Genomic DNA, 25939 nt, shown 5'->3' on the forward strand with positions numbered 1-25939 from the left:
GCCGCGCTCAGGGCGCGCCCAAGAGCGGTGTCGCGCCACTCGAGCCGCCCACGGCCGCGGTCGCAGGGACGACGATGGTGGTGGTCGACTGGCCGTCGAAGATCTGGAGCTGGATATTGCCGCCCAGGCGCTGGAAGGTCACCTGCGATCCGCCGAAGCTGTAGCTACCGCTCTGCTGGGCGTTCTCGCCGAAGAGCGCCTGGGTGATCTGGTTGGCCAGCGAGCTGTAGATCTGCGTCTGCAATTGCTGGGCGAAGATCTGGCCCGGAGTCTTGGTGTTGGCGGCGCTCTGATTGGCCGAGAACAGCTGCTGGTCGCGCTGGGCCGACCGCTGCGCGTCGTTCTGGGCCGCAGCCTGGGCCTGCAGCCAGGAGCCGTTCAGCGGACTTCCTCCGAAGGACGGGTTGACCGGCTGGTAGACAAGGCTGCCCGCCTGGGCGCCCACGACGGCGAGGAGAGCGCAGCCGCAGACGAGCGGCCCGAGGAGACCGGACTGGCGCATGGGACTACCTCTGGGTGACCGAGACGCTGGGGCCGTTGCCGACCCGCGTGATGCTGATCGGCGTGGGGTTGGTCCCCTGCTGCTGCGCCGAGATGGCGTTGTTGTCGCCGCGGACCGTGATGGTCGCCGCCGCGCCGCTGCCGTCTTGCTGGGTCCCGATCGTGTTGGACTGGCCGAAGACCGATACGGCCGACTGGTTGTAGGATCCGGCCTGCTGCTGTGTCACCGTGTTGCGCGAGCCGATCACGTTCTGGACCGCCACGTTCGCGTAGCCCGACATGTCGATCGTGCCCGTATTGCCCGAACCGATCTGCAGGGCGCGGGCCTGGTTGGCCTGCGCCGACTGGGGCGGGCCGCTCGGGTTAAGCAGCAGGATGCCAGACTGATTGCCGAGGATGTAGTCGCTCTCCTGGATCGCCCGCCCGGGAGGGCCAGCGGGGCGCTGAGCGGCCGCCTGGATCTGCTCGATCGCGACGCGCTCCTGCGCCGCAGCTGAGCCGGCCGCACTCGCGACGGCGAGCGGGACGGCAACGAACAACGCTCGACCTGCAGCGCGGCTGCGACGCGTACGGCGCATTATCTGCCTCCCTAGCCCCTTTTGGGCGACCTTAAATCAATGTCCCGCACAGATGTACAGTAACAAGGCTTATCCACACGTGACTACTACTGATATGTGGTGAATTAGACACACCGCTCGAGGATGGAGACTCCATGCGGCTGTCTTCCGTATGAGGCGATGTCAATGGAGCCGCGGTCGCTCGTCCCATCAGGAAGTGACGTAGCCCGACCGACCGCTCTTCAGGGCTCGAACGGCGTGTTACAGATCCTGCGTGCTGTCGTAGGCGCAATCGATTCTGCGGCCGTCCACGTGTACGGAGGCCTCGACACTCAACTGGCCGTCCGGCCGGACGCTGATGGTCAGCTTTCCGACCTCGCGGGTGTCGCCATCGGCGAGGTCAAAGCCGCCGCCCTGCTGCATGGTGGCGGTGCCGGCTGGGTCGATCTTGCGCACGATTAGGTTGTATCGACCTGCGGTCCGGCGCGGCGTTTCGATGCGGAGGCCCAGGCGAGCCACGTCGGCGGAGCGATTCTCGACAACGCGGCAGATAACGGGGGGATCGACGGTGAAGCTGGGCATGATCGGCATCACAGCCGCGGCTGGATTTGTGTCGGTATCGAGCAGGGGGAGGGGCGCTCCTGGTAAGAGCGCCCCTCCCATGGCTCTCAGGCCGAGAGCAGGTTTGAGACCTGAGTCTTACCGTTGCGTAATGCGCGCCGTGTTGCCGTTGCCGATCTGAGCAAAGCCAGCGTTGGAATAATAGCTGCCGTACTGGGTGATTGCGCCAGTGTTGCCGTTGCCGTTCTGGTAGCCAAACGCGCCCACACCGGCCGTTCCGGCCTGGCCGATAGTCGCGTAGTTGCCGTTGCCCACCTGAAGAAGGGCAGCATAATTCGTCTGTCCGTACTGATCGATATAGCCTTCGTTACCGCTGCCGACCTGGCGAACGACCGCGTAGGCATCCTTGCTTCCATCGTGCTGATAGATGCCCGCCTTGTTGTCATTTCCGTCCTGGAAAATGCCGGCGTACGTATTCTGGACGTTGCTGTCCACGGTGATGGTGGCTTGGTTTCTATTGCCCCGCTGCTGGAACTGTGCCTGGCCATTCGTGCCGTTCTGGGTCACCGACGCGGAATTTCCATCTCCGGCGCTGAACGAGCCATTGTTCGGATTGAATGAGAAATCGTACCGATCGAGGTTGCCATTCGTGGTTACGACTTGGTTGTTCGTTCCGGCCTGTGTGATGGTAAGGCCGTTGCCGGATCCGTTCTGGAGAACAGTGCTGGCATATTGAAATTGATAATTTGCGTCGCCTTCAGTAATTTTGGAGGCCGTCAAATCGACCTGATTTGTGAGAGATCCGGCCTTAACATTCGTGCCCGTCTGGTTAACGGTCGCATTGTTGTTGTTGCCCCGCTGGAGCACGAAAGACTCGTTCGCCGTCGTGCCGTTGCCGAGAATCGGCGAGGTGCTCGACTGCGCCGAGGCACCGGTCGCGAAGGCGGTCAGGCTGGCGACAGCCACGGAAGCCAGAACAACTGATTTCAACATAGATACACTCCCTCTTGTATTTTATGTGCTCTTCTGAACACAATCTATGCCATCGCAGTCGCTCTGTCGTCGCGGCGCTTTAACGGCTTGTTAAGCGTATCCATAAGCCGAAGACGAGTGTCAAGCGCCGGCTGAGACAAAAAATACAATTGTCGGAATTTCTCATCAGATCTCGGACGACAAAGTCGCGATGTCGTCTGTTAAACGACGCGGAGAAAACTGAAATCTCTCAATGATTTAAGACGGCGCGTTAACGATCTCAGGAGTCGGTGTCCAGAACCGGATTAGGCAGTTTTCGCCGCCGAAGGACCGGGCCGCTATATGCGTGTTAAATTGGACACATCAGTCATCGCCAAAAGTGGTATTCTATTGAACAAGCAAGACCGTTCTGAATGGTCGTATGCGGCGCGATTCCTCGGGGGTGAGCCCTGCCGCTACCGAACGGCCGTCGCCCTTGCGTGAGCCGGAGGGTTCACCTGGTCGACGGAGCGGTCGATGTCCTCGCGAGGCGGAAACCGTCCGCGCCGTGTGTTGATTGGGAGGCTATGATGAGGCAGCGCGGCCCATCGCGCGTGCAGATCCTGCTCGCCGCCGCGACCGTATGGTCGGCCGGGATCCTGTCGGCGGGCGCACAATCCGCGGCGCCACCCGGGCCGCCGCAACCGGCGCCCGCACAGCCCGCACCGATGCAGGCCAACACTGCCAATCCCGGGACGGGGCAGCCCGCCCCCGCCGCTCCGGGCTGCGACGCCACCTGCGTGCGCGCCAACAACGAGCTCGCCTCGCAGATCTGCGCGCCGCGGATCGAGGCGCAGGCGCCGACGGATTTCGAGTGGGTCTCCCGGCCCTTCGCCAAGATCTTCCAGCAGGCTGAGGCGCCCGAGGGCGGCGCCACCGTGGTCCGCTACCGCGGCGACTCGATCCGCTTCCTCAGTCCCGCCAAGGAGTGGGTGCGGGTGACCTACGAGTGCGGGTTCGACGCGGCCAAGCGGTCGGTCGAGTACGTGCGGGTGCGGCTCGGCCGGCTCGACAAGGCGGACGCGCCCGCGCAGCCGGCGCAGCAGGGCCGGGCCAGCGCGCTGGCGCCGCAGCCGGTGTCGCCCCAGGCGCAGCAGCAGGCCGCCCGCACCGGGACAGCCGCCCCGCGCAAGCTGCTGCCGTCGGAGCCAAGCGAGATCGAGGTCCGACAGGTCAATCCGCGGATCCGGCAGGCGCAGCCATGAGCCCCGGGCCGCTAACGCGGGGACGCGCGGTGCGAACCGCCTTCGGCGCGCTCGCGCTCCTCGCGGCGGGCGCGACGGCGGCCCCCGCCCAGCCAAGCCCGCTCTCGGTGAACGACTGCACGCTGTTACCCGATCCCGGCGCCCTGCGGCGCTGCCTCGATCAGGCGGAGGGGCGCGTCGTCACGCCGCTGCAGCCGGTCGCGAACCCGGCCTTGATCGACCGCCCCGAACAGCCGGCGCAGTCCGTGCGCGGCGCGCCCGCCGCGAAGCCCGCGACCGCGCCGCCGGGCGATTTCCTCAGCAACCGCGGGCCATCCCTGCGCAGTGCCCAGCCGTCCTCCCGGAACGTCATCGAGCTCGAGTGAGGCGCGCTGGAGCGGTTGAGCCACATCGTCTTGCGAGCTGTTCCGGGACGACCTCGCCCGTGCCGTGCCGCGCTCGGACGAGTCGAAGGGCGGTCGCCCACCGTTCGACCTCGTGTTCATGTTCAAGGTGCTGGTCTTTCAGGCCAGCCACTCGCTGTCGGACGAGCGTGACCCAAGATCCTGATCAAGGGTCGGTTCTCGTTCATGCGCTTCCTAGGGCCTGGGCTGTCCGATCCGGTGCCGGACGCCAACACGATCTGGACCTTCCGGGAGGCGCTTACCCGGGCCGAGATCGCGGGTCGGCCTGCGATCGAGGTGCTGTTCGCGGTCTACGATACGGCCCTGCGGCAAGCCGGTGTCCTGGCGTTGGGCGGGCAGATTGTCGACGCCACGGTGGTGGCCGCTTCCAAGCAGCGCAACACTGAAGCCGAGGAGGCGGAGCTAGAGCGTTTTCGGTCTGAGCTGCATCGGGTGTGTGGGGTTCACGCGGCGGTGTGACGCTGATTCATGACGAGCTCCAGACAAGGAGCGAGACATGGGCCGACCCTCCAGCCAGGACCTCGGCGAACGCATCGTCGACGCGGCCGGGACGACGTAGCGTCGACAGGCGGCCGCGCTTCGGGGTCGGCGTGGCCACGGCGATCCGCTGGATGGCTGCACTGACGACGACCGGGACGGTGGCTCCCCGTCCCCGGGGCGGGCGCGCCGCTCCAAGCTCGACCCGCACGAGGCCTACCTGCGAGGTCTGATCCCCGAGAGGACCGACATCACCCTGGAGGAGATGCGCGCTCGCCTGAAGGACGAGCGCGACCTCACGGTCGGGCTCGGCACTCTGTGGGCCTTCCTCGATGCGCGCGGCTTGACCTACAAAAATGACAGCCCACGCCGCGGGGCAGGACAGCCTGGACGTGAAGGCGGCCCGCGAGGCGTGGGTTCGAGGGCCAGCCCGACCTCGACCCCACCCGCGTCGTGTTCCTCGACGAGACCTCGACCTCAACCAACATGGCGGGAACCCGCGGACGCTGCCCGCGCGGCGAGCGGCTGCGCTCTCCGGTGCCGCACGACCATTGGAAGACCACGACCTTCGTCGCGGGCCTGCGCCTGTCCGGGATCGCCGCGCCGTTCGTGCTGGACGGACCGATCAACCGCGACGCCTTCCAGACTTACGTCGCGCGTGTGCTCGTGCCCGAACTCGCCCTCGGAGACGTCGTCGTCATGGACAACCTCGGCAGCCACAAGAGGCCGGCCGGCCGCGAAGCGATCGAAGCGGCGGGCGTACGGCTGCTGTTCCTGCCGCCCTACTGCCGGACTTCAACCCGATCGAGATGGCCTTCTCCAAGCTCAAGGCGTTCCTGCGCAAGGCGGCTGAGCGCACGGTCGAAGGACTATGGGTCGCCATCGGCTGGCTCATCGACACCATCACGCCCGATGAATGCGCCAATTTCTTCGCTGCTATGGGATATAATTCAGATTAAATCGAAACGCTCTAGATGATACTAGGCCTTATCATCAAAATATTTGGGTCATTTGCCTTGCTTCTCCTAAATGGAGCCGAATGTCCGCTCTCACTTTTCCCAAGCCTCGAAGCGGACGACCTGTTTACGGCCAGCTTTTGCTCGACCCCGTACGTCCGCTCTTTTATTCTCTGCACCCGAAAGCGGAAGGACAGGAAACCACCCACCCTGGTCATCCGAGGTACAGACCAGTGGGGCTGGACTTGGCCGTAAGCGGAACGGCCGCTTCTGAACTCATTCGCTGGGAAATCGGACGGGCTCCTGGCGATCCAAGCCAGTCAACCTGATCGCCGAAAGCTCTTTCCTGATACGTCGATGTGGATGCCACCTGCCGGCATCGATCAGCCGGAGTGAAGATTTTGCAAGACCATTGCCGGAGGCATCCACCCCGACGCTTCCGCATGAGCAGACCGGACGAATGGCTGAGGCCTCCACGACATGCTAGCGGTGCTGCAACCGACAGCGTAGCAAGGCCATCTCTCCGGGATCGAACGGGAGTGCGATAGCGACAGCTGCATGGATACGCGGGAAGGCAGAGCCGTTCGCTACATCTTCGACGATTTCGTATTGAGCCCGTCCGAGCAGCGGCTTTGGCGAGCCGAAAAAGTCGTAAGGCTCGGGGGACGACCTTTGGAAATTCTGACCGCGCTCGTCGAACGCGCAGGTCAGGTCGTAAGCAAGGCGGATCTCCACAAGCGCGCATGGCCGCGAACGACGGTTGATGAGTCCAATTTGAAGGTCAACATCGCGGCGATCCGGCGCGCACTCGAAGGAGCGGAACCGGAGAAGCGCTTCATCGCGACGGTGAGCGGACAAGGGTACCGCTTCGTCGCGCCCGTCGACGTCATGTCCTGGCCGATTTCGGCAGCAGCGCGGCGCCATAACCTTCCGAAACCGACGGACCTGCTCGGCCGATCCGAGGATCTCGCGGTGATCGCGACGAAGGTGCTGCAGCGACCGCTGGTCACGATCACGGGTCTCGGCGGCGTCGGCAAAACCAGCCTGGCCGTGACGGTGGGGCACGCTCTCGTCGGGCAGTTCCCGGACGGGGTCTGGATGGTCGATCTGTGCGTCATCGACAGCGACCGCTATCTCGCGAGCGCGTTCGCTCAGGAAATGCGCATCGCAATCCATGCAGACGATCCACAGGCTGCACTGGCGACTGCCCTGGCGGATCGGCAGTGCCTGCTCGTCCTCGATTGTTGTGAGAACGCCCTCGATCAGGCGGCCCGGCTGGCCACCATGCTCGCGACCGCCGCGCCCGGAACTCACGTATTGGCCACGAGCCGGGAGCCGCTCCGGATGGCGCACGAGACCGTGCATCGCCTCCAACCCCTGCCGGCTCCGACAGCGTTCGGGACGCTCAACGCGAAGGATGTTCTGACTTTCCCGGCCGTGGCGCTGTTCGTCGCGCGCGCCTCGGCCGCTGCTCCAGACTTCAGCCTCGAGGACGACGATGCGTGGGCCGTCGTCGAGATCTGTCGCCGCCTCGACGGGTTGCCGCTGGCGCTGGAACTTGCCGCGACGCGGGTCGGGGCGTTTGGACTTCGCGGCCTCCTCCGTCTGCTGAACGAGCGCCTGGACCTTCTGGACGACGGCCGACGGGCAGGTCATCCCCGGCACCGTGGCCTGACCGCGACCTTGGACTGGAGCTACGGACTGCTGTCGCAGGGAGAGCAGACCCTGTTTCGACGGCTGTCCGTCTTTCACGGCGTCTTCCCGCTCGACGCCGCGCTCGCGATCGGCCGTTCTGCTGGGGAGGCCGAGCATGCGTGCATCGGCCACTTGGCCGATCTCGTCGCCAAGTCGCTGATTGTCGCTATTCCTGGGTGGTCGGCCCGGTACCAGCTTCTCGACACGACGCGGGCCTACGGATTGCAGCGCCTCGCCGAGAGTGGCGAGGATGATGCGGTCCGTCGGCGGCACGCGGAGTTTTGTGTCGCGCAATGTCGCGACGTCTCGGCGCGCAGGAGCGCGAAGGCGGCATCCGACCCGCGCGAGGAGTTGGTCGCGCTCGTCCAAAACGTCCGCGCCGCACTCGACTGGTGCCTAACCGACCGGCGCGATCCCGTCCTCGGTCGAACGCTGGCAGCCGAGGCGCTCGTGGTGTGGGACACGCTCGCGCTGCTCCAGGAACGGATCGAGGCGAGCGAGTGGGCGCTCGCGTCGGCCGCCCCCGCCGACGGTCCGGAAGACCGGTACGAGATCACGCTGCGGGCGTCGCTCGCTGCGGCCCTGCTGCAGGTCGAGGGTCCGACGGCGCGGATTGCGGAGTTGTGGAGCGGGGCGCTCGCCCGCGCCGAACGGCTGTCCGACCGCGATGGCCAGTTGCGGGCGCTCTGGGGCTTGTGCGACTTCCAGACCTGGGTTGGGGACCACGGCGCCTCGTTCGCCCTGACGGAGCGCATCAGGACGCTGGCGGCCGCCAGCGGCGATCGCGCGGCCGGCGCGGCCGTCGACAGGCCCGCCGCCACCGCGCTCCGCTATCTCGGCCGTCTCGACGAGGCTCGCGAGGCAGCGGAGCGCCTGCTGGCCCGTGCGGCCCGCCGTGACAGTCCCGGCCGGCGGCTGGAGGATCACGGCTTGATCGCGGCACGCGGCACCCTCGCGAACGTCCTGTGGCTCCAGGGACGGCCGGATCACGCCGTCGCGGCGGCGCGGCGCGCGCTCGTCGAGGCCGAAGCCAACGGCCAGGCCTTCGCCCTTACGAATGCCTTGGCGCACACGGTGATCCCGATTGCGCTCCATGGCGGCGATCTCGACGAAGCCGAGCGCGGCCTCGCCCGCCTCGGGGACCACGTCGCGCGTCACGCCATGCGCATCTGGCAGGTCATCGCCGATTGCCTCGAAGCGATCGTGAGCCTCAGCCGGGGCGATGCGGGCGGGCTGCACCGCCTCGAGGATGCCCTCGTCGAGATGGGGGAGATCGGCTTCCGGATGCGGCGTCCGGCCTATCTCGGCTCGCTGGCGTCCGGCCTCGCGGCGCATGGCCACCTTCCGGACGCGCTCGCTCGCATCGACGACGCGCTCGCCGCCTCCGAGCACGGCGGCGAACTCTGGTGCCAGCCGGAACTGCTGCGCATCAAGGGCGAGATCCTCCTCGCCTCCACCGGCGTCGCCGGCGAGGCGGACGCGGCGCGGCACTTCCTGCAAGCGATCGATCTGGCCGGCAGCCAGGGAGCGGCGATATGGCGCCTACGGGCCGCGACGAGCCTCGCCGCGCTGGATGACCGGTATGGTGGCCCGGCAGCCCTCGCCGCCGTCCTCGGCGGCTTCGACGAAGGGCTCAACACGCCCGATCTCAGGGCTGCGCGGGCGCGCCGTGCTGGTCGGGGGGGACTTGGCAGCGATGCGGGCCGGCCGGTCTCCCTGGCCTGACGCCGCCGCCCATGAGCCGATGTGCGGCGAGGGCAGCGGATCGGCGCTCAACAGGCTCTCTCCTTTATGCGTTCCCTGAAACGTCCAAGGTCGGATAATCGGTATAACCCTCGGCTCCCCCGCCATAGAACGTCGCCTGATCGGCCTCCGCGAGAGGGGCGTTGCGGCGCAGCCGCTCGACCAAATCGGGATTCCCGATGAAGGAGCGACCGAAGGCGATCATGTCGGCGTAGCCGGAGGCGATCGCCTCGATGGCGAGCTGCCGGTCGTAGCCGTTATTGGCGATGTAGGCCCCACCGAAAGCGGCGTGCAGCGCCTTGTAGTCGAACGCGGACGACCCGTTCGGCCCGCGCGTCTGCCCCTCGACGCAGTGGAGATAGGCCAGTCCCAGCTCCCCAAGCCTCCGAGCGAGATAGCCGTAGGTTGCCTGCGGGTCGCTGTCGAGCGGGGTATCACCGACAGCCCGCGTCATCGGCGAGAGCCTCAGGCCGACGCGGTCGGCACCCCACACCTCCGCGACCGCCTCTACGACCTCAACGGCAAGCCGCGTGCGGTTCTCGACCGAGCCGCCGTAGCGATCTGTCCTCCGGTTCGTGCTGTCGCGGATGAATTGATCGAGCAGGTAGCAGTTCGCGGAATGCACCTCGATCCCGTCGAAGCCCGCCTGCATGGCGAGGAACGCGGCGCGCCGATAGTCGCCGATCAGATCGGGAATCTCGTCAGTTCGGAGCGCGCGCGGCATGGATGGAGGTGCCTGCGTGCGGCTCTCGAGGAAGACGAGCTCACCGGCCTGGATGGCCGAAGCCGACACGGGCGCCTCGCCATTCTCCTGGAGGCTGACATGCGACATGCGCCCGACATGCCAGAGCTGGCAGACGATCCGGCCGCCTGCCTCGTGCACGGCCGAGGTCACACGCGACCATGCCTCGGCCTGCACCTCCGTGTAGATGCCCGGCGTGAAGGCATAGCCCCGGCCCTGCCGTGAGATGTTGGTCGCCTCGGTGATGATGAGGCCGGCCGATGCGCGCTGCCGATAGTACGCGACGGCGAGATCCGAATGGACGCCGTCCATGCCGGCACGCGAGCGCGTGAGCGGTGCCATGGCGACGCGGTTGGCGACGTCGATGGCACCGATCTTCGTTGGAGAAAACAGATCACGATCTGCGGTCGTCGGCATGTGCGGGATCTCTCCTTGCCTCACAGGTTGCAGACGCGCGCGTTGCCCGGCATTGGGAATCCGACCGCTGCGTTTGCAAGTCTCGCCTCTCACTCCGCCCGGGCGGCCGTCGCGCTCCGGTTGGCGTACATGAGCTCCGTCGAGTGCGAGTAGATCTCGATCAGGTTGCCCCAGGGATCCTCGCAGTAGACCGCCTTGAACGGCTCTCCCTCGAACAGTGTCCAGACCTTCGAGCGCTGCTTGCCGCCCATCTCGGCGATCCGCCGCGCGAGGCCCTCGACGTCGGGGTCGACCAAGCAGAAGTGGAACACGCCGGTCTTCCAGTAGCGGAAGTTGTCGTCGACGGCTTCCGACTTCGGTGTGACGAACTCGAAGAGTTCGATCCCCACCCCGTTCGCGGTGGCGAGGTGGGACACGTATCCCTCCTCGAACCGATCACCGAAGATCCCCTTGAACACCTCGCCGATATGCGAGCCGTCGTGCCTGACGTGCAGGGGCCCGATGATGTGCCGGCAGCTGAAGGCCTTGGTGTACCACTCGGTCGCTGCGCGGATGTCGGTGACGGTCAGGCCGACATGCGTCACGGGAACGGGATGATAGGCCATCTCTCTCTCCGCAGGTGAAGAATCAGGCCGCGCGCGGCAGCCGGTCGAGCAGCTTGTCGAGGGTGATGGGATAGTCGCGGACGCGGATGCCGGTGGCGTTGTAGACGGCGTTCGCCACCGCCGCGGCCGCCCCGCACAAGCCGATCTCGCCGATGCCCTTGGCCTTCATCGGGGACGAGACCGGGTCCGGATGGTCGAGGAAGACGACGTCGAGGTGCGGGATGTCGGCATGGACCGGCACCTCGTAGCCGCCGAGGTCGTGGTTGATGAAGAAGCCGTGGCGCGTGTCGACGACGAGCGCCTCCATGAGCGCCGACCCTACCCCCATCGTCATGGCGCCGATCACCTGGCTTCGCGCCGTGAGCGGATTGAGCACCCGGCCGGCATCGATGACCGCGAGCATGCGGCGGACGCGCATCTCCCCGGTGAACCGGTTCACGGCGACTTCGGCGAACTGCGCCCCGAAGGTGGCCTGGACGAACTCCTTGTCGAGGTCGCCGTAGGTGATCCGGTCCTCGGCGGTCAGTGGTCCGGTCTCAACGGCGTCGCGGAGAGGTACGCTCCGACTGCCAGCCGTGACCCTCCCGTCCGCGAACGCCACATCCTCGGCATTGAAGCCGAGCCGCGCCGCGACGCTCGCCCGCAGCGCCACGCAAGCGGCGTAGAGCCCGGACGTGGCGTTGTTCGCGCCGAACTGTCCGCCGGACCCGGCGGCTTCGGGGTAGTCCGAGTCGCCGAGCCGCACCGTCACGGCCTCGATCGGCACACCCATCATCTCGGCAGCCGTCTGGGCGAGGATGGTGTAGCTGCCGGTCCCGATATCGGTCATGTCGGTCTCGACCGACAGCCGGCCATCCTGCTCGAGCCGGACGCGGGCACCGGACGGCATCAGGAGGTTCTGGCGAAAGCCCGCCGCCATGCCCATGCCGACGAGCCAGCACCCATCGCCCACAGCGCCGGGCACCGGGTTGCGGCGCGCCCAGCCGAAGCGGTCCGCGCCGAGTTGGAGGCACTCGATCAGGTGCCGCTCCGAGAACTGCCGGTGCGGCTTGCGCGGATCGACCTGCGTGTCGTTCCGAATCCGGAAGGCGACGGGATCGATGCCTAGCTTCTCGGCCATCTCGTCCATCGCGATCTCGAGCGCCATCAGGCCCGGGGCCTCACCCGGAGCCCGCATGTCGTTGCCCTCGGCGAGATCGAGGGTCGCGAGCCTCATGGACAGCTCGCGGTTCGGGGCCGCGTAGATGAGCCGTGTCGGCGCGATCGCCGCCTCCGCGTAGGCGCCGGACAGATTTCCGTTGAGGCTGTGGTGGCCGATCGCTGTGAGCCGCCCGTCATGAGTCGCACCGAGACGGATGCGCTGGATCGTGCCGGCGCGGCGCGTGCCGTTATTCGCGATCAGCGGACGCTGCAGCGCGACCTTGCACGGGCGTCCGACGGCTCTGGCGCCGAGGGCCGAGAGGAGCGCGTCGCTCCGCATTATGAGCTTCGATCCGAACCCGCCGCCGATGAACGGCGCGTCCAGCCGCAGATCCTCCTTCGCGATGCCAAGCGCCTGCGCGAGGCTGTTGCGGTGCCAGGAAACGACCTGCGCCGAAGTCCAGATCGTCAGCTTGCCGTCGCGCCACGCGGCCGTGGTGGCGTGCGGCTCCATCATCGCATGAGTCTGGTCGGGGGTGGTGTAGATCTCGTCCAGGATCACGGGAGCGGCGGCGAGCGCTTCCTCGAACGCCCCGATCCGATCGACCACGGGGTAGTCCGGATTGTCGCGATCCGCGATCGGCTCGGCCTTGCCAGCCTCCGCCGCCAAATCGCAGCGCGCCGGCTCGGCTTCGTAGTCGACGCGGACGAGGTGGGCGGCCGCGCGCGCCTCCTCGAAGGTCTCTGCCACGACGAGCGCGACGGCTTGATGATAGTGGCGTACCTCGGCACCGCCGAACAGGTGGAGGGTCGTCCGGAACCCCGGCGGGGCGGAGTCGTGCTCGAGCGTCGTCAGGATCGCGAGGACGCCCGAAGCCCTTCGTGCGGCCGCGGCGTCGATCCGCGTCACCCGACCGCGGGCGATCGTGGCGCCGACGATCCAGCCATAGGCAGGATCGGTCGCCGCATCGTGCCGCTCGTAGGCGTAAGGCGCCGTCCCGGTGACCTTCAGGGCGCCGTCGACGCGCCGATGGGGCTGCCCGACGATGGTCTGACCGTCGATGGAGTTCTGCCCGGCAGGCGTGTCGAACCGCATGTCACACCCTCCCTTCGCTCAGCACCAGTGCGAGCGCGCGCTCGGCGAGCGGGATCTTGAAGGCGTTCCCGGCCGTGGGCGTCGCGCCCTGGAAGGCCGCCGTGACGACGGCTGCCGGTCCACCCGGCAGGAGCGCCTCCGCATCCTCCACCCGCCACGGTCGCGGTGCGACGCCGCCGAATGCGACCCGCCCCGTCCCGTCCTTGTGCAGGACGACTGCGACTGACACGATCGCGAAGGCGTAGGAGGCCCGGTCGCGGACCTTGTGATAGTGGTGCGTCCCGCCCGGCGGTCGCGGGAGCGTCACGGCGGTGACGAGCTCGCCCGGTTCGAGCGGGTGCTCGATCTCCGGCCGGTCGCCCGGCAGCAGATGAAAATCGCCGATCGCGATCCGGCGCTGCGACCCGTCGGGCCTGACGGTCTCGACGGTTGCGTCGAGGACACGCAGCGCCACGGCCATGTCGCCCGGGTTCTGAGCGATGCAATGCGGGCTCGTGCCCACGACGGCGAGCGAGCGGGTGACGCCCCCGAGGGCCGAGCAGCCCGAGCCCGGCTGGCGCTTGTTGCACGGCAGGGACGTCTCGTAGAAGTACGGGCAGCGATTGCGCTGCAGCAGGTTGCCGGCGGTCGTCGCCTTGTTGCGCAGCTGCCCCGTGGCGCCGGCCACGATCGCCCGCGCGAGGACGCCGTAATCGCGCTTCACGCGCGGGTGGGCGGCAACCTCGGTGTTGGTGGCGAGCGCACCGATGCGCAGACCGCCGTCCGGCAGATCCTCGATGGCCTTCAGGGGCAAATGCCGGATGTCGACGAGATGGGCCGGCGCCTCGATCTGGAACTTCATCAGGTCGAGCAGGTTCGTACCGCCCGCGATGAACCGAGCGCCTGGCCGGGCGGCGACGGCCGCCACGGCCGCTTCGGCGCTCGCGACGCGCTCGTAGCTGAAGGGCCGCATCAGGGCCTCCCCGCGACGTCCGCCACGGCATCGGCGATGTTGGAGTAGGCGCCGCATCGGCAGATGTTGCCGCTCATGCGCTCGCGCAGTTCGCCATTGTCCAGCGTCATCGGTGCCATGAGGTCGCCGGTGGCGTAGCTCGGCACGCCCGCCCTGATCTCGGCGAGGACAGCCACCGCGGAGCAGATCTGGCCCGGCGTGCAGTAGCCGCACTGGAAGGCGTCGTGCGCGATGAACGCCGCCTGCATGGGATGAAGCCGGTCCGGCCGGCCCAATCCCTCGATCGTCGTCACCGCGTCCCCGTCGTGCATGGCCGCGAGGCTGAGGCATGCGTTGATGCGAATCCCATTCACCAGCACCGTGCAGGCACCGCAATGGCCGTGGTCGCACCCCTTCTTGGTGCCCGTGAGGTGCAGGTGCTCGCGCAGGGCGTCGAGCAGCGTCACGCGGCTGTCGAGATCGAGACGCCGCCGTTCGCCGTTGACCGTGAGCGAGAGGGAAAGCGAACCGGATGCCTCCGGAGCGTGCTGATCGACCGCCCTTTGATCGACCTCATGTGGCCTGGGAGGACTCATCGGGTATCCCTTCCTCGTCGATCCAAACTGGCGCGATGGCCGTTCCGCACGGCCGAAGCGCCGAAATCAGGCTCTCGTCTCCCCTCTTCGGCCACCTCACCTCAGCCCCGGTTCGTCGCCGCCCGGCGCGCCTCGGCGGCGTCAGCAAACGTCTTTTTTACGGGACCGAGCACTTGGACGAATTCGAGCTGCTCGCCCTCGGGCCCCTTGCAGTAGATGATCGACCAGCCGTTCGACGGACCCTCGTGGATCTTGATCGTATTGGTATCCCTCGGCGCCGCGCGGCGCTGCTCCTCGGAGTGCACGGGTACGGTGCGGTTCGCCCTGACCTGCGTCATGCCGCGGCGGGCGCACTCGGCCTCGAGATCAGCGATGTACTTGTCGAAGTTCACGTCATCGCGGACGTAGAAGCAGATGTGCATCGAGCGCGGGTAGGCCGGGCTCATGTGGTCGCGCGGCTCGGCCCAGCTGTCGCCGCCGCCCATCGGCTGCGTGGCGTCGCGATACTGCAGGAGTTCGATGACGACGTTCTCGAACTGGACGAAGCGGACATCGAGCCGCTGGGAGCCACCCTTCAGGTCCGGGACGCCGATGGTGCGAGGATCGACGCGGCGCTCGCGGGCAACGATCTCTTGATCGGCCATCAGCGTGAAATGGACCGGCTCCCCCTTGAAATCGCCATCACGCATGACCTCGGTGCCGCCGAGTACCTCGGTGTAGAAGGCGAAAGCCCGGTCCATGTTCTGGACCGTGACGCCGAAATGCTGCACGCCTTGCAGGCGCGCGCCGAGTGGACCATCGTCACGTCCGCCCAGTCGCCCAGTCTGCGCGGAGGCAGTAGTTGCTCCGAGAAGGCCCACGGCTGCAGCGGCACCGGCAACCTGAAGGACTTCACGGCGAATGTGTCCGCCATGCCCGTCGTTGCTTTGATGGTTCATAACGATACACCGGCTCGAGGTTCTCAGCCCAGAGCTATACTAATGTCGCGAGCGATGTGCAGGTAAAAAAAGGTTAAATTCGACAAGGCGCCGGCTCTCTGATGGGGCGGCGCGCAGCACCGAAGGTCTGCTTCTTGGCTAATGACCGAGTGCAGGTTGTGGTGAAACTGGAATGCGCAAGTTGAGCTGCTATAAAGTCCGCTTCGAAGAAGCGGGCCCGGAAACGCGGACGGGCTAATACCGGCCCAGCCCGGCTGCCTGGCAACGTTCACGTCGGCCTCGAGAGCGGTCATCAGCAGCCGCGCGCTCGTATTCGGGTTTGCCCGGTGTCGTCTGGACGCGGTGATAGATCCCGGCGACGCCCTCGATATTCGTCGAGATCGGGACGCGCATCGCTCAGACTCCGAGGATATCGGCCCAGCCGGGCAGGAGATCGGTCAGGGCGTCCCGCCGGTGGCCGTCGCGGCCCGTGACCGCCTCGGCCCGCCAAAGGGCGTGGACGATCGCTTGCTCGATCCCGTCCGCGGCGGCCTCGAACAGCGGGTCGAGCTCCGCGTCGTGCAGCAGGGCGGGCGCCGGCATCGGGCGGCCGGGATCCTGCGGCACCGTGTAGGCGGTCGAGAAGGCGAGCGCGATATCGCCGCTGCCGTGGCCGAACACCGAGCCGGTCCGGGCGAGGCCTGCCCCGGCCCGCAGGGCGAGGCGGCGGAGCTGACGCGCGTCGAGGGGCGCGTCGGTGGCGACGATCATGATGATCGAGCCCTTCTCCGGCGGTTCGGTGCCGGATTCCGGCTCCCCGGCGGCCGCCCGGAGCTGAGCGGCGAGCGGCACGCCGCGGACCCGAATCTGGGACGGCTTGCCGAAATTCGACAGGACGAGCGAGCCCAGCGTGAACCGGCCCCGCGCGCGCGCGCGGACGCGCCGGGAGGCGGTGCCGATGCCGCCCTTGAGCCCGAAGCTCGACATCCCGCGCCCGGCCCCGACCGACCCTTCCGCGACGGCGGCGCCCGCCGCGTCCAGGGCGTCGCGATAATGGGACGCCTCAACCGCCATCCGCTGAAGGTCGTTGAGGTAGCCGTCGTTGCACTCGAAGACGAGCGGGTTGAGCGTCGGCAGCGCGCGCCCGATTTCCGGATTGTCGGCGATCGCGGCGCGGATCTGGGCGGCGACCACCGCCGGCACCGCGAAGGTGTTGGTCAGGGCGATCGGCGTCTCCAGCACACCGAGTTCCTCGACCTGCATCAGGCCGACGGACTTGCCGAAGCCGTTCAGCACGACGCCGGCCGCCGGAACGCGGTCCCGGTATGTATCGCCGCCGTGCGGCCGCACGACTGTAACGCCAGTCTGAACGTCGCCCTCGGCCAGCGTGCAATGGCCGACCGTCACGCCCGGGACGTCGGTGATGGCGTCGCGCGGACCCCGCGGCAGGCGGCCGACGCGGGGCGCGGGGCGCGGGGGGGCGGCCGGCGTCACAGGCGGTCGATCTTCGGGTCGAGGGCGTCCCGGAGGCCGTCCCCGAGGAGATTGAAGGCCAGCACCGTGAAGAAGATCGCGAGGCTCGGGAACAGCGCGACGTGCGGCGCCGAGACCATGTCGGCGCGGGCCTCGTTCAGCATGGCGCCCCATTCGGGCGTCGGCGGCTGCGCGCCCATGCCGAGGAAGGACAGGCTCGCGGCCGTGATGATCGAGGTGCCCAGCCGCATGGTGAAGTAGACCACGATGCCCGAGATCGTGCCCGGCAGGATGTGGCGCAGGATGATCGTCCGGTCCGGAGCGCCGATGCTCCGCGCGGCCTCGATGTAGGTGCTGTTCTTCAGGACCAGGGTCGTGCCGCGAACGAGGCGCGCGAAGGCCGGGACGCTGAAGACCGACACCGCCACCACGACGTTGACGAGCCCCGAGCCCAGGATGGCGACGACGCCGAGCGCCAGCAGGATGCCCGGGAAGGCGAACAGCACGTCGGACATGCGCATGACGATCCGGTCCCACCAGCCGCCGTAGTAGCCCGCCAGGAGACCGAGCACGGTCCCGACGAGCCCGCCGACGGCGACCGAGAGGAAGCCGGTCGCCAGGGAGATCCGCGCGCCCTCGACGATGCGGCTCAGGATGTCGCGCCCGAGGGGATCGACGCCGAGCCAGTGCGCGAGCGACGGGCCCTCGTTGATCCGGTCGTAGTCGAAGTCGTTGACCGGGTCGTAGGGCACGATCCACGGCGCCAGCACGGCGACCACGACCAGCAGGCCGATGAAGCCCAGGGCGAGGACGGCGACGCGCTGGCGCCGGAACTTGCGCCAGAATTCCGACCACGGCGTCCGGATGCCGGTGGGGACGGGCGCGACGGTGGGAGCGGCGGGGACGAGGATATCGGTCACGGCCGGCTCACCTGTAGCGGATGGTCGGGTTGATGAGGCCGTAGAGCACGTCCACGATCAGGTTGATCAGGATGAACTCCAGCGAGAACAGCAGGACCAGGGCCTGGATCACCGGGTAGTCGCGCTGGTTCACGGCATCGACGAGCAGACGGCCCATGCCGGGCCAGTTGAACACCGCCTCGACGACGATCGAGCCGCCGAGCAGGAAGCCGAACTGCAGGCCCATCATGGTCACGACCGGGATCAGAGCGTTGCGCAGGCAGTGCTTGGCGATCACGACGCGCTCCTTGAGCCCCTTGGCGCGGGCGGTGCGCACGAAATCCTCGCCGATGACCTCCACGAAGGCCGCGCGGGTGAAGCGGGCCATCACGGCGGCCACGGCCGCGCCGAGCGTCAGCGACGGCAGCACGTAGTGCCGCCACGTGTCGGCGCCGACGGTCGGCAGCCAGCCGAGCTCGACCGAGAAGATCTGCATCAGGAGGATGCCGAGTGCGAAGGCGGGGAACGAGATGCCGGACACGGCGAGCGTCATCCCGAACCGGTCGGGCCATTCGTTGCGGTAGACCGCCGAGACTATGCCGATGATCAGCCCGAAGGCGACCGCCCAGGCCATGCTGGTGAGGGTGAGCAGGAGGGTCGGCAGGAAGCGCTCGCCGATCTCGGTCGAGACCGGGCGGCGGGTGCGGATCGAGACGCCGAGATCGCCGCGGGCGAGGTTGGCGAAGTAGCGCACGAACTGTTCCGGCAGGGGCCGGTCGAGGCCGAGCTCTGTGCGTACCAGGGCCACCGTCTGGGCGTCGGCATCCTGCCCGGCCGCCAGCCGCGCCGGATCGCCGGGAAGCAGGTGGACGAACAGGAAGACGAGGACCGAGACGATCAGCAGCGTCGGCAGCAGCCCGAGGAGCCGCTTGAGCAGGAAGGTCAGCATAGGCTCGCGCCCGCGATCCGAGGTTTGCGTGAAGCGATCGCGCGGGACGTCCGCGCCGGGCCGGCCATCGTCCGGGCCGCTCGGCGCGGGGTCCGCTGGCGGCGGCTAGGGAGCGACGGCGATCTCGCCGGAATCGATGTTGCCGTCGGGCATGACGTAGACGCCGGAGAGCCGCGCGGAGGTCGCGTAGAGGTTCTGCTCGGTGACGAGCGGCGCCCAGGGGGCGTCCTTCATCACGATCTCCTGCGCCTTGGCGTAGAGCTCGGCGCGCTCCGCGTCGTTCGTCGAGACCAGCGCCTTGGCGAGAAGGGCGTCGAACTCGGCGTTGCTGTAGTAGGCGGTGTTGTTGAGCTTGGGCGGCCACGCCTCCGTCGCGAGCAGCGGCCGCAGGCCCCAGTCTGCCTCACCGGTCGAGGACGACCAGCCGGCATAGTAGAGGCGGACGCGGGCGGTCTTCGGATCGGGGGCGGTCTGCACCCACTCGGTGCGCTGGCCGGGCTCCAGCGCCAGGGTCTGCACCTTGATGCCGACCTGGCCGAGCTGCTGTTGGAGGAACTGGATCGCCTTCTGGGCGGTGGTGGTGGTGTAGGCGCTCCAGAGGGTCGCCTCGAAGCCGTTGGCGTAGCCGGCCTCCTTGAGGAGCTGGCGCGCCTTGGCCGGGTCGTAGGGCCAGGGATCCATCTTGTGGGCGTAGCGCACGCCCTGCGGGACGATGCCCTGCGCCGGGAAGGCGTAGCCCGAGAAGGCGACCTTGGCCAACGCCTCCTTGTTGATCGCGTAGTTGATCGCTTGGCGGACGCGCAGGTCGTCGAACGGCTTCTGAAGCACGTTCATGCTGAGATACCGCTCGATGATCGAGGCGTGCACCTCGATCTTCAGCTTCTTGCTGGCTTCGAGCATCTTGGCCTGCTCGTAGGGCAGCGGGAAGGCGAAATCGGCCTCGCCGGTCTGCAGCATGGCGGCGCGGGTGCCGTTCTCGGGCACCGGCTTCCACGTGATGGTGTCGACCTTCGGGAAGCCGGCCTGCCAGTAATCGGCGAACTTGGCGCCCTTGACGTAGTCGGTCTGCTTCCAGTCGACGAAGGTGAACGGCCCGGTTCCGACCGGGTGGAAGGCGATGTCCTTGCCGTACTTCTTCAGGGCCGTGGGCGAGATGATCGCCGCCGAGGCGTGGGCCAGCGAGTTGATGAACGGCCCGAAGGGCTCCTTCAGGGTGATGCGCAGGCTCGTGGGCGAGAGCACCTCGATCGTCTTGATGCGGTTGAACTGGTTGTACCGCGCGAGGTGGTTCTCAGGGTCGAGGACGCGGTCGAGGTTGGCCTTCACCGCGGCGGCGTCGAACGTCGTGCCGTCGTGGAATTTGACGCCCTCGCGCAGCTTGAACGTGTAGACGAGGCCGTCGGGCGAGGTCTCGTAGCTCTCGGCCAGGACGTTGCGGACCTTGAGATCCTTGTCGAAGCCGAAGAGGCCCTCGTAGAACGACTTGGTGACGGCGGTCGTGAGCGTCGTGTTGGTGTTGTACGGGTCGAGGGTCTCGGGTTGGCCGCTGATCGCCAGGATCGGGTCGCCCGCGGCGGCGGCGGGCGCGGCCGCCACGGCGAGCAGGCCGGCGGCGAGGAGGAAGCGCTCGAACATGGTCAGACCTCGGGGCATGGGACGATCCTGCTGGCGGGGATAGGCGGTGTCAGGCGGCAAGGCCGCCGACCGTGTGGCGGGCGACGAGGTGGCCGGGGCCGATCTCGACGAGGGGCGCGACCTGCGGCTCGTCGCCAAGCGCCCGGACCGGGCTCGGGATCTCGTCGGTCAGGAGCCGGCGGGCGCGCAGGTGCCGGCGGGCCGGGTCGGCGACCGGAACCGCCGCCATCAGCTTGCGGGTGTAGGGGTGCTGCGGGTTCTCGAAGATCGCCCGGCGCGGGCCGATCTCGACGATCTGGCCGAGATACATCACCGCGACGCGGTGGCTGATCCGCTCGACCACCGCCATGTCGTGGCTGATGAAAAGGTAGGCGAGGCCGAACTCCCGCTGGAGGTCGAGCATCAGGTTCACGATCTGCGCCTGGATCGACACGTCGAGGGCCGACACCGCCTCGTCCGCGACGATGACCTTCGGGTTCAGGGCGAGGGCCCGGGCGATGGCGATGCGCTGCCGTTGGCCGCCCGAGAACTCGTGCGGGTAGCGCTGGGCCTGGTCGGGGGTCAGCCCGACGCGCTCGAGCAGCCACGCCACCCGCGCCTCGGCCTCCCGGCGCGTCGCGATCCCGTGGACCAGCAGCGGCTCCATGATCGAGAAGCCGACGGTCAGGCGGGGATCGAGGGAGGCGTAGGGGTCCTGGAAGATGAACTGGATGTTGCGCCGCAGGCCGCGCAACTGCCTGGGGGGCAGGTCGCGGATGTTGCCGCCGTCGAACTCGATCAGGCCGCTCTGGCTCTCCACGAGGCGCAGGAGCGAGCGGCCGGTCGTCGACTTGCCGCAGCCGGATTCGCCGACGAGGGCCAGGGTCTCGCCGGGATGGAGATCGAAGCTGACGCGCTCCACCGCGTGGACGCGGCGGCGCACGCGGTTGAGCAGGCCGCCGCGGATGTCGAACCGGGTGACGAGGTCGCGCACCCGCAGGATCGGCCCGGCGCCGGTGCGCACGGTGTCGTGGGATTCGTCGACCGGGGCGGACGCACCCTGCCCCGCCGGGTGTTCCCGGGCCTCGGCCCGCAGCAGGTCGAACTTCCGCGGCAGGTCGCTGCCCGCCATGGCGCCGAGACGGGGAACGGCGGCGAGCAGCGCCCGGGTGTAGGCGTGGCGCGGCGCGGTGAAGAGCGCGGGCGCCGCCCCCTCCTCCACCTTGTCGCCGCGGTACATGACCAGCACGCGGTCGGCGATCTCGGCCACGACGCCCATGTCGTGAGTGATGAAGACGACGCCCATCTTCATCTCGGCCTGGAGGCTGCGGATCAGTTCGAGGATCTGCGCCTGGATCGTGACGTCGAGGGCCGTGGTCGGCTCATCGGCGATGAGCAACTGCGGCTTGCAGGACAGGGCCATGGCGATCATCACGCGCTGGCGCATGCCGCCGGAGAGCTGGTGCGGGTAGCGCGTGAGGACGTTGCGCGCCTCGGGGATGCGCACGAGGTCGAGCATCCGCAGGGCCTCGGCCCGGGAGGCTGAGGCGCTCTTCCCCTGGTGGACGCGGATCGATTCCGCGATCTGGTCCCCGGCGGTGAAGACCGGGTTCAGGGAGGTCATCGGCTCCTGGAAGATCATCGCGATCTCGGCGCCACGGATCGCCCGCATCTTGGCGTTCGGGGCGGCGGCGAGATCGAGCACCTCGCCCGAGCCGCGCCGGAACAGCATCTGCCCGGCCGCGATCCGGCCGCCGCCGTGCTCCACGAGGCGCATCAGGCTGAGCGAGGTCACGGACTTGCCGGACCCGGACTCGCCGACGATCGCCATGGTCTCGCCGGCGTCGACGTGGAACGCGAGGTCGCGGACCGCCTCCACGACCCGCTCGGAGTTCGCAAAGCAGATGGGGTGGATGGCTCCCGCTCCGACTGACGGCATCTCGGTGCCAAGATGTGGTCGCTGTCGAAGCAGCAGCCACGCTCATGCAGGAGCCATCCCCATGGAGATCACCACCGTCGGCATCGATCTGGCCAAAAGCATCTTTCAGGTTCACGCCGTCGATGCAGCTGGGCACGTCGTCGTTCGGAAGGCGCTGCGGCGGGCGCAGGTCACGCCGTTCTTCGCCAAGCTGCCGCGGTGCCTGATCGGCATGGAGGCGTGCGGCACAGCGCACCACTGGGCCCGGGAACTCATAAAGCTCGGCCATGACGTGCGGCTGATGCCGCCGGCTTACGTGAAGCCGTACGTCAAGCGCGGCAAGACCGATGCGAACGATGCCGCTGCCATCTGTGAGGCGGTGACGCGCCCGAGCATGCGCTTCGTGCCCGTGAAGGCGACCGAGCAGCAGGCGGCGCTGGCGCTGCACCGGACGCGCGACCTGCTGGTCAAGCAACGCACGCAGCTGGTGAACATGATCCGAGGCCTGCTCGCCGAGTTTGGGATCGAGATGGCGCGGGGCCTGCGGCACGCGCTCGAACTGGCGGCCCGGCTCTCGGCCGGAGACGCGGCCGAGGTGCCGCCGTTAGCCCAGCGCGTGGTGACCGGGTTGGCCGATCAGATCGGTGCCTTGCAGATTCAGCTCACCCGACTGGAGAAGGAGTTGCTCACCTGGCATCGAGACAGCGACCTGTCGCAGCGGCTTGCGACGATCCCGGGTGTCGGCATCGTGTCGGCAACCGCGCTGGCCGCCTCGGTGAGCGAGCCCGAGCGCTTCCGTTCCGGTCGGCAGTTCGCTGCCTCGTTGGGCCTGACACCGCTGCAGAACTGCAGTGGCGGCAAGGAGCGCCTGGGCCGGATCTCACGCATGGGCGACCGCTACCTGCGCCGGCTGCTCGTGGTCGGCATGACGTCTCTGATCCGGCGCGCGAAGACGACACCGACCTCGGTCGACCCGCGGCTGCCGGCGCTGCTGCAGCGTAAGCCAGTGCGCGTGGTGACTGTGGCGGCGGCCAATCGCACGGCGCGGGTCGCCTGGGCGATCATGACCCGCGGCGGCACCTACCGCGCACCGGCGGCCACGGCCGCCTGACAGCACGTAGAGGAGACGTTTCCAGGTTGCGAGGACGATGAGAGTTGATGGCGAACCGGTCAGACCGGGAGCCGGGACACCCCGCCGGCTGTCCAGGGCGTCATAGCCCGCAAAGCAGAGTGGGACCCAGCTCACGGATACCATCAGGGCCAGCAGTCAACATGAACGACTGCATCAACAGGCCGGACACAAGACTGCACCCGACCAACGCGTCAGAAGCTCAATTCGCCACTTGCAATGCGGGAGCCATCCACACAGGACGGTAAGGCCGGTGACGGAGACGACCCGTCCGTCGGGCAGAGCGGCAGGAGAGGCGGTCCCGGCTGCGATGGTCGGCATGGCGGATCTCAGCGCGCTGGTGCGGGGACGCGGCGGGTCTCGCCGAAGATCGCGGTGGCCGGCGCCTCGCCGGAGCGGACGAGGCCGCGATACATGCCCTCGGTGTTGAACGGCATTGCGACCCGGCCGCGCGCATCGACGGCGATCAGCCCGCCGCGGCCGCCGACAGTCGGCAGGTGCTCCTCGACAACCGCCCGGGCTGCCACCTCGAGGTCCTGGCCCCCGTAGGCCATGCGCGCGCAGACATCGTGCGCCGCCGCGACGCGGATGAAGGCCTCCCCCGTGCCGGTGCAGGAGACCGCGGCGGTCCTGTCGTCCGCGTAGGTGCCCGCGCCGATCAGCGGCGAGTCGCCGATCCGGCCGGGACGCTTGTTGGTCATGCCGCCGGTCGAGGTCAGGGCGGCGAGGTGGCCGTCCCGGTCGAGGGCGACGGCGCCCACCGTGCCGAACTTGCGGGTCTCGTCGAGGGGCCCCGACGCCGTGTCGTGGTCGAGGGCGACTTGCCCGGCGGCCAACGCCCGGCGAAGCTGGTCGCGGCGGGCCTCTGTCGAGAAAAAATCGGGCTCGACCATCTCAAGGCCGTGCCGGCGCGCGAAGGTCTCGGCGCCGGCACCAGCCATAAGGACGTGCTCGCCGGCCTCCATCAGCGCGCGGGCGGCGCGGCCAGGCCGGCGCACCCGCGAGACGCCCGCGACAGCGCCGGCCCGCAGGGTGGCGCCGTCCATGATCGCGGCGTCGAGTTCGTGGGTCTCGGCGCTGGTGAAGACGGCGCCGTGGCCGGCATTGAAGAGCGGGCACTCCTCCAGGAGGTCGACGGCGACACTCACGGCGTCGAGGGCGCTCCCGCCGTCGGCGAGGCAGGCCGCTCCGGCCGCCAGGATTCCGGCGAGGGCCGCGTGGTAGCGCGCCTCGCCGGGATCGGCCTGGCCCGACGCGATTGTCCCGGCACCGCCGTGGATCACGAGTACGGGGCGGTGGTCGCTCATGGAACGGCTCCCGGAGGCGGGGTGTCGGGCAGGTCGTCGGCTCCGCCCTGCGGCGGCCAGGCGGCGTAGTCGCGGTCGAGCCAGGGCAGCACCGCTTCCGTCACGCGCGTCGCGGCCGGGACGAGATCCTCGGTGGCGTGGGCGAAGGCGCTCGCCAGGGCCTCCACGAGGGCCGTCAGGCTGGCATCCGAGGCGGCGAAGTAGTGGCAGTCGGTCTGCGCGTAGAGCGCGACCGTAGCGGTGGCGACGAGGGGTGAGTGCGGTCCGTCAGTCAGCGCCAGGACCGCGGCGCCGTGCTTCCGTGCGATCTCGGCCAGCCGCACCGTGTCGGCGAAGTACCGCGGGGTTGCGAGCGCGATGACGAGGTCGTCGGTCGTCAGCCGGCGCAGGCTCCGGGCGGCGAAGCCGGGCCCCTCCAGTGTCGCCAGCAGATGGACGTCCTCGCGGTTGACGTCGAGGTTGCGCGCCAGGATGCCGGCCGGCCAGCTGCTGCTGCCCAGGCCCACGACGTAGACCCGTCGGGCCCGGCGGATCGCCTCGACGGCCTGCGCACAGGTCTGGCCGTCGAGCCCACGCCGCGTCGCCTCGATGTTGCGGACGATGTCGGCCAAGGCTCCGTCGAGGATGCCGGACGCGGTCGCGGGCTGATCTCGGCTGCCGCGCAGCTTCTCGACCGGTGCGAGCGCCTTCTCATAGCCGAGGACGAGGGCCGCGCGGAACTTTGCGTAGCCCTCGTAGCCCACGGCGCGGGCAAACCGATTAGCGGTGGCGACGGAGACGCCAACCAAGTCTGCAAGCTCATTCACGGGCAGAGTCGCGGCGCGCAACGGATGATCAAGGACGAAGCGGGCGACCTCTCGGTGAGCGGAGCTGAGCGCCGGAAACGCGTGCGCGATCCGTTGCGCGACAGAAAGTTCCTTGGGTTCCAACGCCACGACGCTCGAGCCGATCAAAAATTCTCACTGCCGGACAGTCTGAGAATTTTTTCGATCACCCGCAAGCGCTTCGACGCTTATTTTCGCGGCACCAGTTGCACAAATCGCTGAACTTCCCAGACAAATTGGGTGACCTCGCTCCTAGTCAGATGCGCCTCCCC

At 68.2% G+C, this 25939-nt stretch carries 23 protein-coding genes and 2 pseudogenes; 7 read left to right on the forward strand and 18 right to left on the reverse strand.

Going from position 1 to position 25939, the window contains the following annotated elements; genetic code table 11:
• Positions 1-7 precede the first annotated feature (7 nt).
• From LXM90_RS16065 to LXM90_RS16080, 4 genes are all read right to left on the reverse strand, one after another.
• Entirely contained in the window at positions 8-502 is a 495-nt protein-coding gene (locus LXM90_RS16065; RefSeq protein ID WP_020096496.1) for a curli assembly protein CsgF, read from the reverse strand.
• Between the two features lie 4 nt (positions 503-506).
• Positions 507-1040, reverse strand: coding sequence for a hypothetical protein (locus LXM90_RS16070; RefSeq protein ID WP_020096497.1), 534 nt, complete (start codon positions 1038-1040; stop codon positions 507-509).
• 279 nt (positions 1041-1319) lie between these two features.
• Positions 1320-1640: a curli-like amyloid fiber formation chaperone CsgH gene (gene csgH, locus LXM90_RS16075; protein ID WP_139257071.1), complete on the reverse strand. Its 321-nt coding sequence runs from the start codon at positions 1638-1640 to the stop codon at positions 1320-1322.
• 117 nt (positions 1641-1757) lie between these two features.
• Positions 1758-2612: a hypothetical protein gene (locus LXM90_RS16080; RefSeq protein WP_081636610.1), complete on the reverse strand. Its 855-nt coding sequence runs from the start codon at positions 2610-2612 to the stop codon at positions 1758-1760.
• A gap of 686 nt (positions 2613-3298) precedes the next feature.
• On the opposite strand from LXM90_RS16080, the gene LXM90_RS16085 reads away from it, so the two are divergent.
• The 5 genes and pseudogenes from LXM90_RS16085 (at position 3299) to LXM90_RS16105 (ending at position 9092) form a co-directional block, all read left to right on the forward strand.
• The gene (locus LXM90_RS16085) at positions 3299-3835 is read left to right on the forward strand and encodes a hypothetical protein (protein ID WP_234080783.1); all 537 of its coding nucleotides are present in this window, start codon (positions 3299-3301) and stop codon (positions 3833-3835) included.
• Positions 3836-3864: 29 nt separating this feature from the next.
• Positions 3865-4200: a hypothetical protein gene (locus LXM90_RS16090; protein WP_020096501.1), complete on the forward strand. Its 336-nt coding sequence runs from the start codon at positions 3865-3867 to the stop codon at positions 4198-4200.
• 3 nt (positions 4201-4203) lie between these two features.
• A pseudogene (locus LXM90_RS16095) lies at positions 4204-4647 on the forward strand (transposase); the annotation flags it as partial.
• Between the two features lie 88 nt (positions 4648-4735).
• Positions 4736-5675, forward strand: a pseudogene (locus LXM90_RS16100) (IS630 family transposase).
• 555 nt (positions 5676-6230) lie between these two features.
• On the forward strand, positions 6231-9092 hold the full coding sequence (locus LXM90_RS16105) for an ATP-binding protein (RefSeq protein ID WP_081636574.1): 2862 nt from the start codon (positions 6231-6233) through the stop codon (positions 9090-9092).
• A gap of 64 nt (positions 9093-9156) precedes the next feature.
• On the opposite strand, the gene LXM90_RS16110 is transcribed toward LXM90_RS16105, so the two are convergent.
• The 12 genes from LXM90_RS16110 to LXM90_RS16165 form a co-directional block, all read right to left on the reverse strand.
• Complete coding sequence (locus tag LXM90_RS16110) at positions 9157-10269, reverse strand: alkene reductase (RefSeq protein WP_020096134.1); 1113 nt, start codon at positions 10267-10269, stop codon at positions 9157-9159.
• A gap of 89 nt (positions 10270-10358) precedes the next feature.
• The gene (locus LXM90_RS16115) at positions 10359-10874 is read right to left on the reverse strand and encodes a VOC family protein (RefSeq protein ID WP_020096133.1); all 516 of its coding nucleotides are present in this window, start codon (positions 10872-10874) and stop codon (positions 10359-10361) included.
• Positions 10875-10896: 22 nt separating this feature from the next.
• Complete coding sequence (gene paoC, locus LXM90_RS16120) at positions 10897-13110, reverse strand: aldehyde oxidoreductase molybdenum-binding subunit PaoC (RefSeq protein WP_020096132.1); 2214 nt, start codon at positions 13108-13110, stop codon at positions 10897-10899.
• Position 13111: 1 nt separating this feature from the next.
• Positions 13112-14062 (reverse strand): FAD binding domain-containing protein, encoded by a 951-nt coding sequence (locus LXM90_RS16125; protein WP_020096131.1) that lies wholly within the window; start codon positions 14060-14062, stop codon positions 13112-13114.
• Positions 14062-14637 carry an aldehyde dehydrogenase iron-sulfur subunit PaoA gene (gene paoA / locus LXM90_RS16130; RefSeq protein WP_043713390.1) on the reverse strand — a complete coding sequence of 192 codons (576 nt, stop codon included), beginning with the start codon at positions 14635-14637 and terminating at the stop codon, positions 14062-14064. Before paoA ends, LXM90_RS16125 begins: the two co-directional genes overlap by 1 nt.
• 101 nt (positions 14638-14738) lie before the next feature.
• On the reverse strand, positions 14739-15575 hold the full coding sequence (locus LXM90_RS16135) for a VOC family protein (RefSeq protein ID WP_051123801.1): 837 nt from the start codon (positions 15573-15575) through the stop codon (positions 14739-14741).
• Between the two features lie 234 nt (positions 15576-15809).
• On the reverse strand, positions 15810-15968 hold the full coding sequence (locus LXM90_RS16140; protein WP_234080784.1) for a M55 family metallopeptidase: 159 nt from the start codon (positions 15966-15968) through the stop codon (positions 15810-15812).
• Between the two features lie 3 nt (positions 15969-15971).
• Entirely contained in the window at positions 15972-17048 is a 1077-nt protein-coding gene (locus tag LXM90_RS16145) for a P1 family peptidase (protein WP_020096128.1), read from the reverse strand.
• Positions 17045-17947, reverse strand: a complete 903-nt coding sequence (gsiD, locus tag LXM90_RS16150) for a glutathione ABC transporter permease GsiD (protein WP_020096127.1) — start codon at positions 17945-17947, stop codon at positions 17045-17047. The genes LXM90_RS16145 and gsiD overlap by 4 nt, the downstream gene beginning before the upstream one ends.
• 7 nt (positions 17948-17954) lie before the next feature.
• The gene (gsiC, locus tag LXM90_RS16155; RefSeq protein ID WP_020096126.1) at positions 17955-18875 is read right to left on the reverse strand and encodes a glutathione ABC transporter permease GsiC; all 921 of its coding nucleotides are present in this window, start codon (positions 18873-18875) and stop codon (positions 17955-17957) included.
• 105 nt (positions 18876-18980) lie between these two features.
• A complete protein-coding gene (gene gsiB, locus LXM90_RS16160; RefSeq protein WP_234080785.1) occupies positions 18981-20528 on the reverse strand; it encodes a glutathione ABC transporter substrate-binding protein GsiB in 1548 nt (515 codons plus the stop codon).
• 31 nt (positions 20529-20559) lie between these two features.
• Positions 20560-22428, reverse strand: coding sequence for a dipeptide ABC transporter ATP-binding protein (locus tag LXM90_RS16165; RefSeq protein ID WP_234080786.1), 1869 nt, complete (start codon positions 22426-22428; stop codon positions 20560-20562).
• A 61-nt stretch (positions 22429-22489) separates the two neighbouring features.
• Here LXM90_RS16165 and LXM90_RS16170 point away from each other — a divergent pair, with 61 nt between their 5' ends.
• On the forward strand, positions 22490-23518 hold the full coding sequence (locus tag LXM90_RS16170; protein WP_091980604.1) for an IS110 family transposase: 1029 nt from the start codon (positions 22490-22492) through the stop codon (positions 23516-23518).
• Positions 23519-23865: 347 nt separating this feature from the next.
• On the opposite strand, the gene LXM90_RS16175 is transcribed toward LXM90_RS16170, so the two are convergent.
• Together LXM90_RS16175 and LXM90_RS16180 are read right to left on the reverse strand one after the other, a co-directional pair.
• On the reverse strand, positions 23866-24843 hold the full coding sequence (locus LXM90_RS16175; protein WP_020096123.1) for an isoaspartyl peptidase/L-asparaginase family protein: 978 nt from the start codon (positions 24841-24843) through the stop codon (positions 23866-23868).
• On the reverse strand, positions 24840-25778 hold the full coding sequence (locus LXM90_RS16180) for a MurR/RpiR family transcriptional regulator (RefSeq protein WP_026605401.1): 939 nt from the start codon (positions 25776-25778) through the stop codon (positions 24840-24842). Before LXM90_RS16180 ends, LXM90_RS16175 begins: the two co-directional genes overlap by 4 nt.
• Here LXM90_RS16180 and LXM90_RS16185 point away from each other — a divergent pair.
• On the forward strand, positions 25674-25889 hold the full coding sequence (locus LXM90_RS16185; RefSeq protein WP_170868042.1) for a hypothetical protein: 216 nt from the start codon (positions 25674-25676) through the stop codon (positions 25887-25889). The genes LXM90_RS16180 and LXM90_RS16185 overlap by 105 nt on opposite strands.
• Positions 25890-25939: the final 50 nt, after the last annotated feature.

This window comes from Methylobacterium oryzae (assembly GCF_021398735.1).
Classification (GTDB): domain Bacteria; phylum Pseudomonadota; class Alphaproteobacteria; order Rhizobiales; family Beijerinckiaceae; genus Methylobacterium.

Excerpts from the sequence above, each read along its gene's own strand:
- LXM90_RS16065 (WP_020096496.1), bottom strand. The coding sequence starts at position 502 with ATGCGCCAGTCCGGTCTCCTCGGGCCGCTCGTCTGCGGCTGCGCTCTC.
- csgH (WP_139257071.1), bottom strand. The coding sequence starts at position 1,640 with ATGCCCAGCTTCACCGTCGATCCCCCCGTTATCTGCCGCGTTGTCGAG.
- LXM90_RS16080 (WP_081636610.1), bottom strand. The coding sequence starts at position 2,612 with ATGTTGAAATCAGTTGTTCTGGCTTCCGTGGCTGTCGCCAGCCTGACC.
- LXM90_RS16085 (WP_234080783.1), top strand. The coding sequence starts at position 3,299 with ATGCAGGCCAACACTGCCAATCCCGGGACGGGGCAGCCCGCCCCCGCC.
- LXM90_RS16105 (WP_081636574.1), top strand. The coding sequence starts at position 6,231 with ATGGATACGCGGGAAGGCAGAGCCGTTCGCTACATCTTCGACGATTTC.
- LXM90_RS16110 (WP_020096134.1), bottom strand. The coding sequence starts at position 10,269 with ATGCCGACGACCGCAGATCGTGATCTGTTTTCTCCAACGAAGATCGGT.
- LXM90_RS16115 (WP_020096133.1), bottom strand. The coding sequence starts at position 10,874 with ATGGCCTATCATCCCGTTCCCGTGACGCATGTCGGCCTGACCGTCACC.
- paoC (WP_020096132.1), bottom strand. The coding sequence starts at position 13,110 with ATGCGGTTCGACACGCCTGCCGGGCAGAACTCCATCGACGGTCAGACC.
- LXM90_RS16125 (WP_020096131.1), bottom strand. The coding sequence starts at position 14,062 with ATGCGGCCCTTCAGCTACGAGCGCGTCGCGAGCGCCGAAGCGGCCGTG.
- paoA (WP_043713390.1), bottom strand. The coding sequence starts at position 14,637 with ATGAGTCCTCCCAGGCCACATGAGGTCGATCAAAGGGCGGTCGATCAG.
- LXM90_RS16135 (WP_051123801.1), bottom strand. The coding sequence starts at position 15,575 with ATGAACCATCAAAGCAACGACGGGCATGGCGGACACATTCGCCGTGAA.
- LXM90_RS16140 (WP_234080784.1), bottom strand. The coding sequence starts at position 15,968 with ATGCGCGTCCCGATCTCGACGAATATCGAGGGCGTCGCCGGGATCTAT.
- gsiC (WP_020096126.1), bottom strand. The coding sequence starts at position 18,875 with ATGCTGACCTTCCTGCTCAAGCGGCTCCTCGGGCTGCTGCCGACGCTG.
- gsiB (WP_234080785.1), bottom strand. The coding sequence starts at position 20,528 with ATGCCCCGAGGTCTGACCATGTTCGAGCGCTTCCTCCTCGCCGCCGGC.
- LXM90_RS16165 (WP_234080786.1), bottom strand. The coding sequence starts at position 22,428 with ATGCCGTCAGTCGGAGCGGGAGCCATCCACCCCATCTGCTTTGCGAAC.
- LXM90_RS16170 (WP_091980604.1), top strand. The coding sequence starts at position 22,490 with ATGGAGATCACCACCGTCGGCATCGATCTGGCCAAAAGCATCTTTCAG.
- LXM90_RS16175 (WP_020096123.1), bottom strand. The coding sequence starts at position 24,843 with ATGAGCGACCACCGCCCCGTACTCGTGATCCACGGCGGTGCCGGGACA.
- LXM90_RS16185 (WP_170868042.1), top strand. The coding sequence starts at position 25,674 with ATGATCAAGGACGAAGCGGGCGACCTCTCGGTGAGCGGAGCTGAGCGC.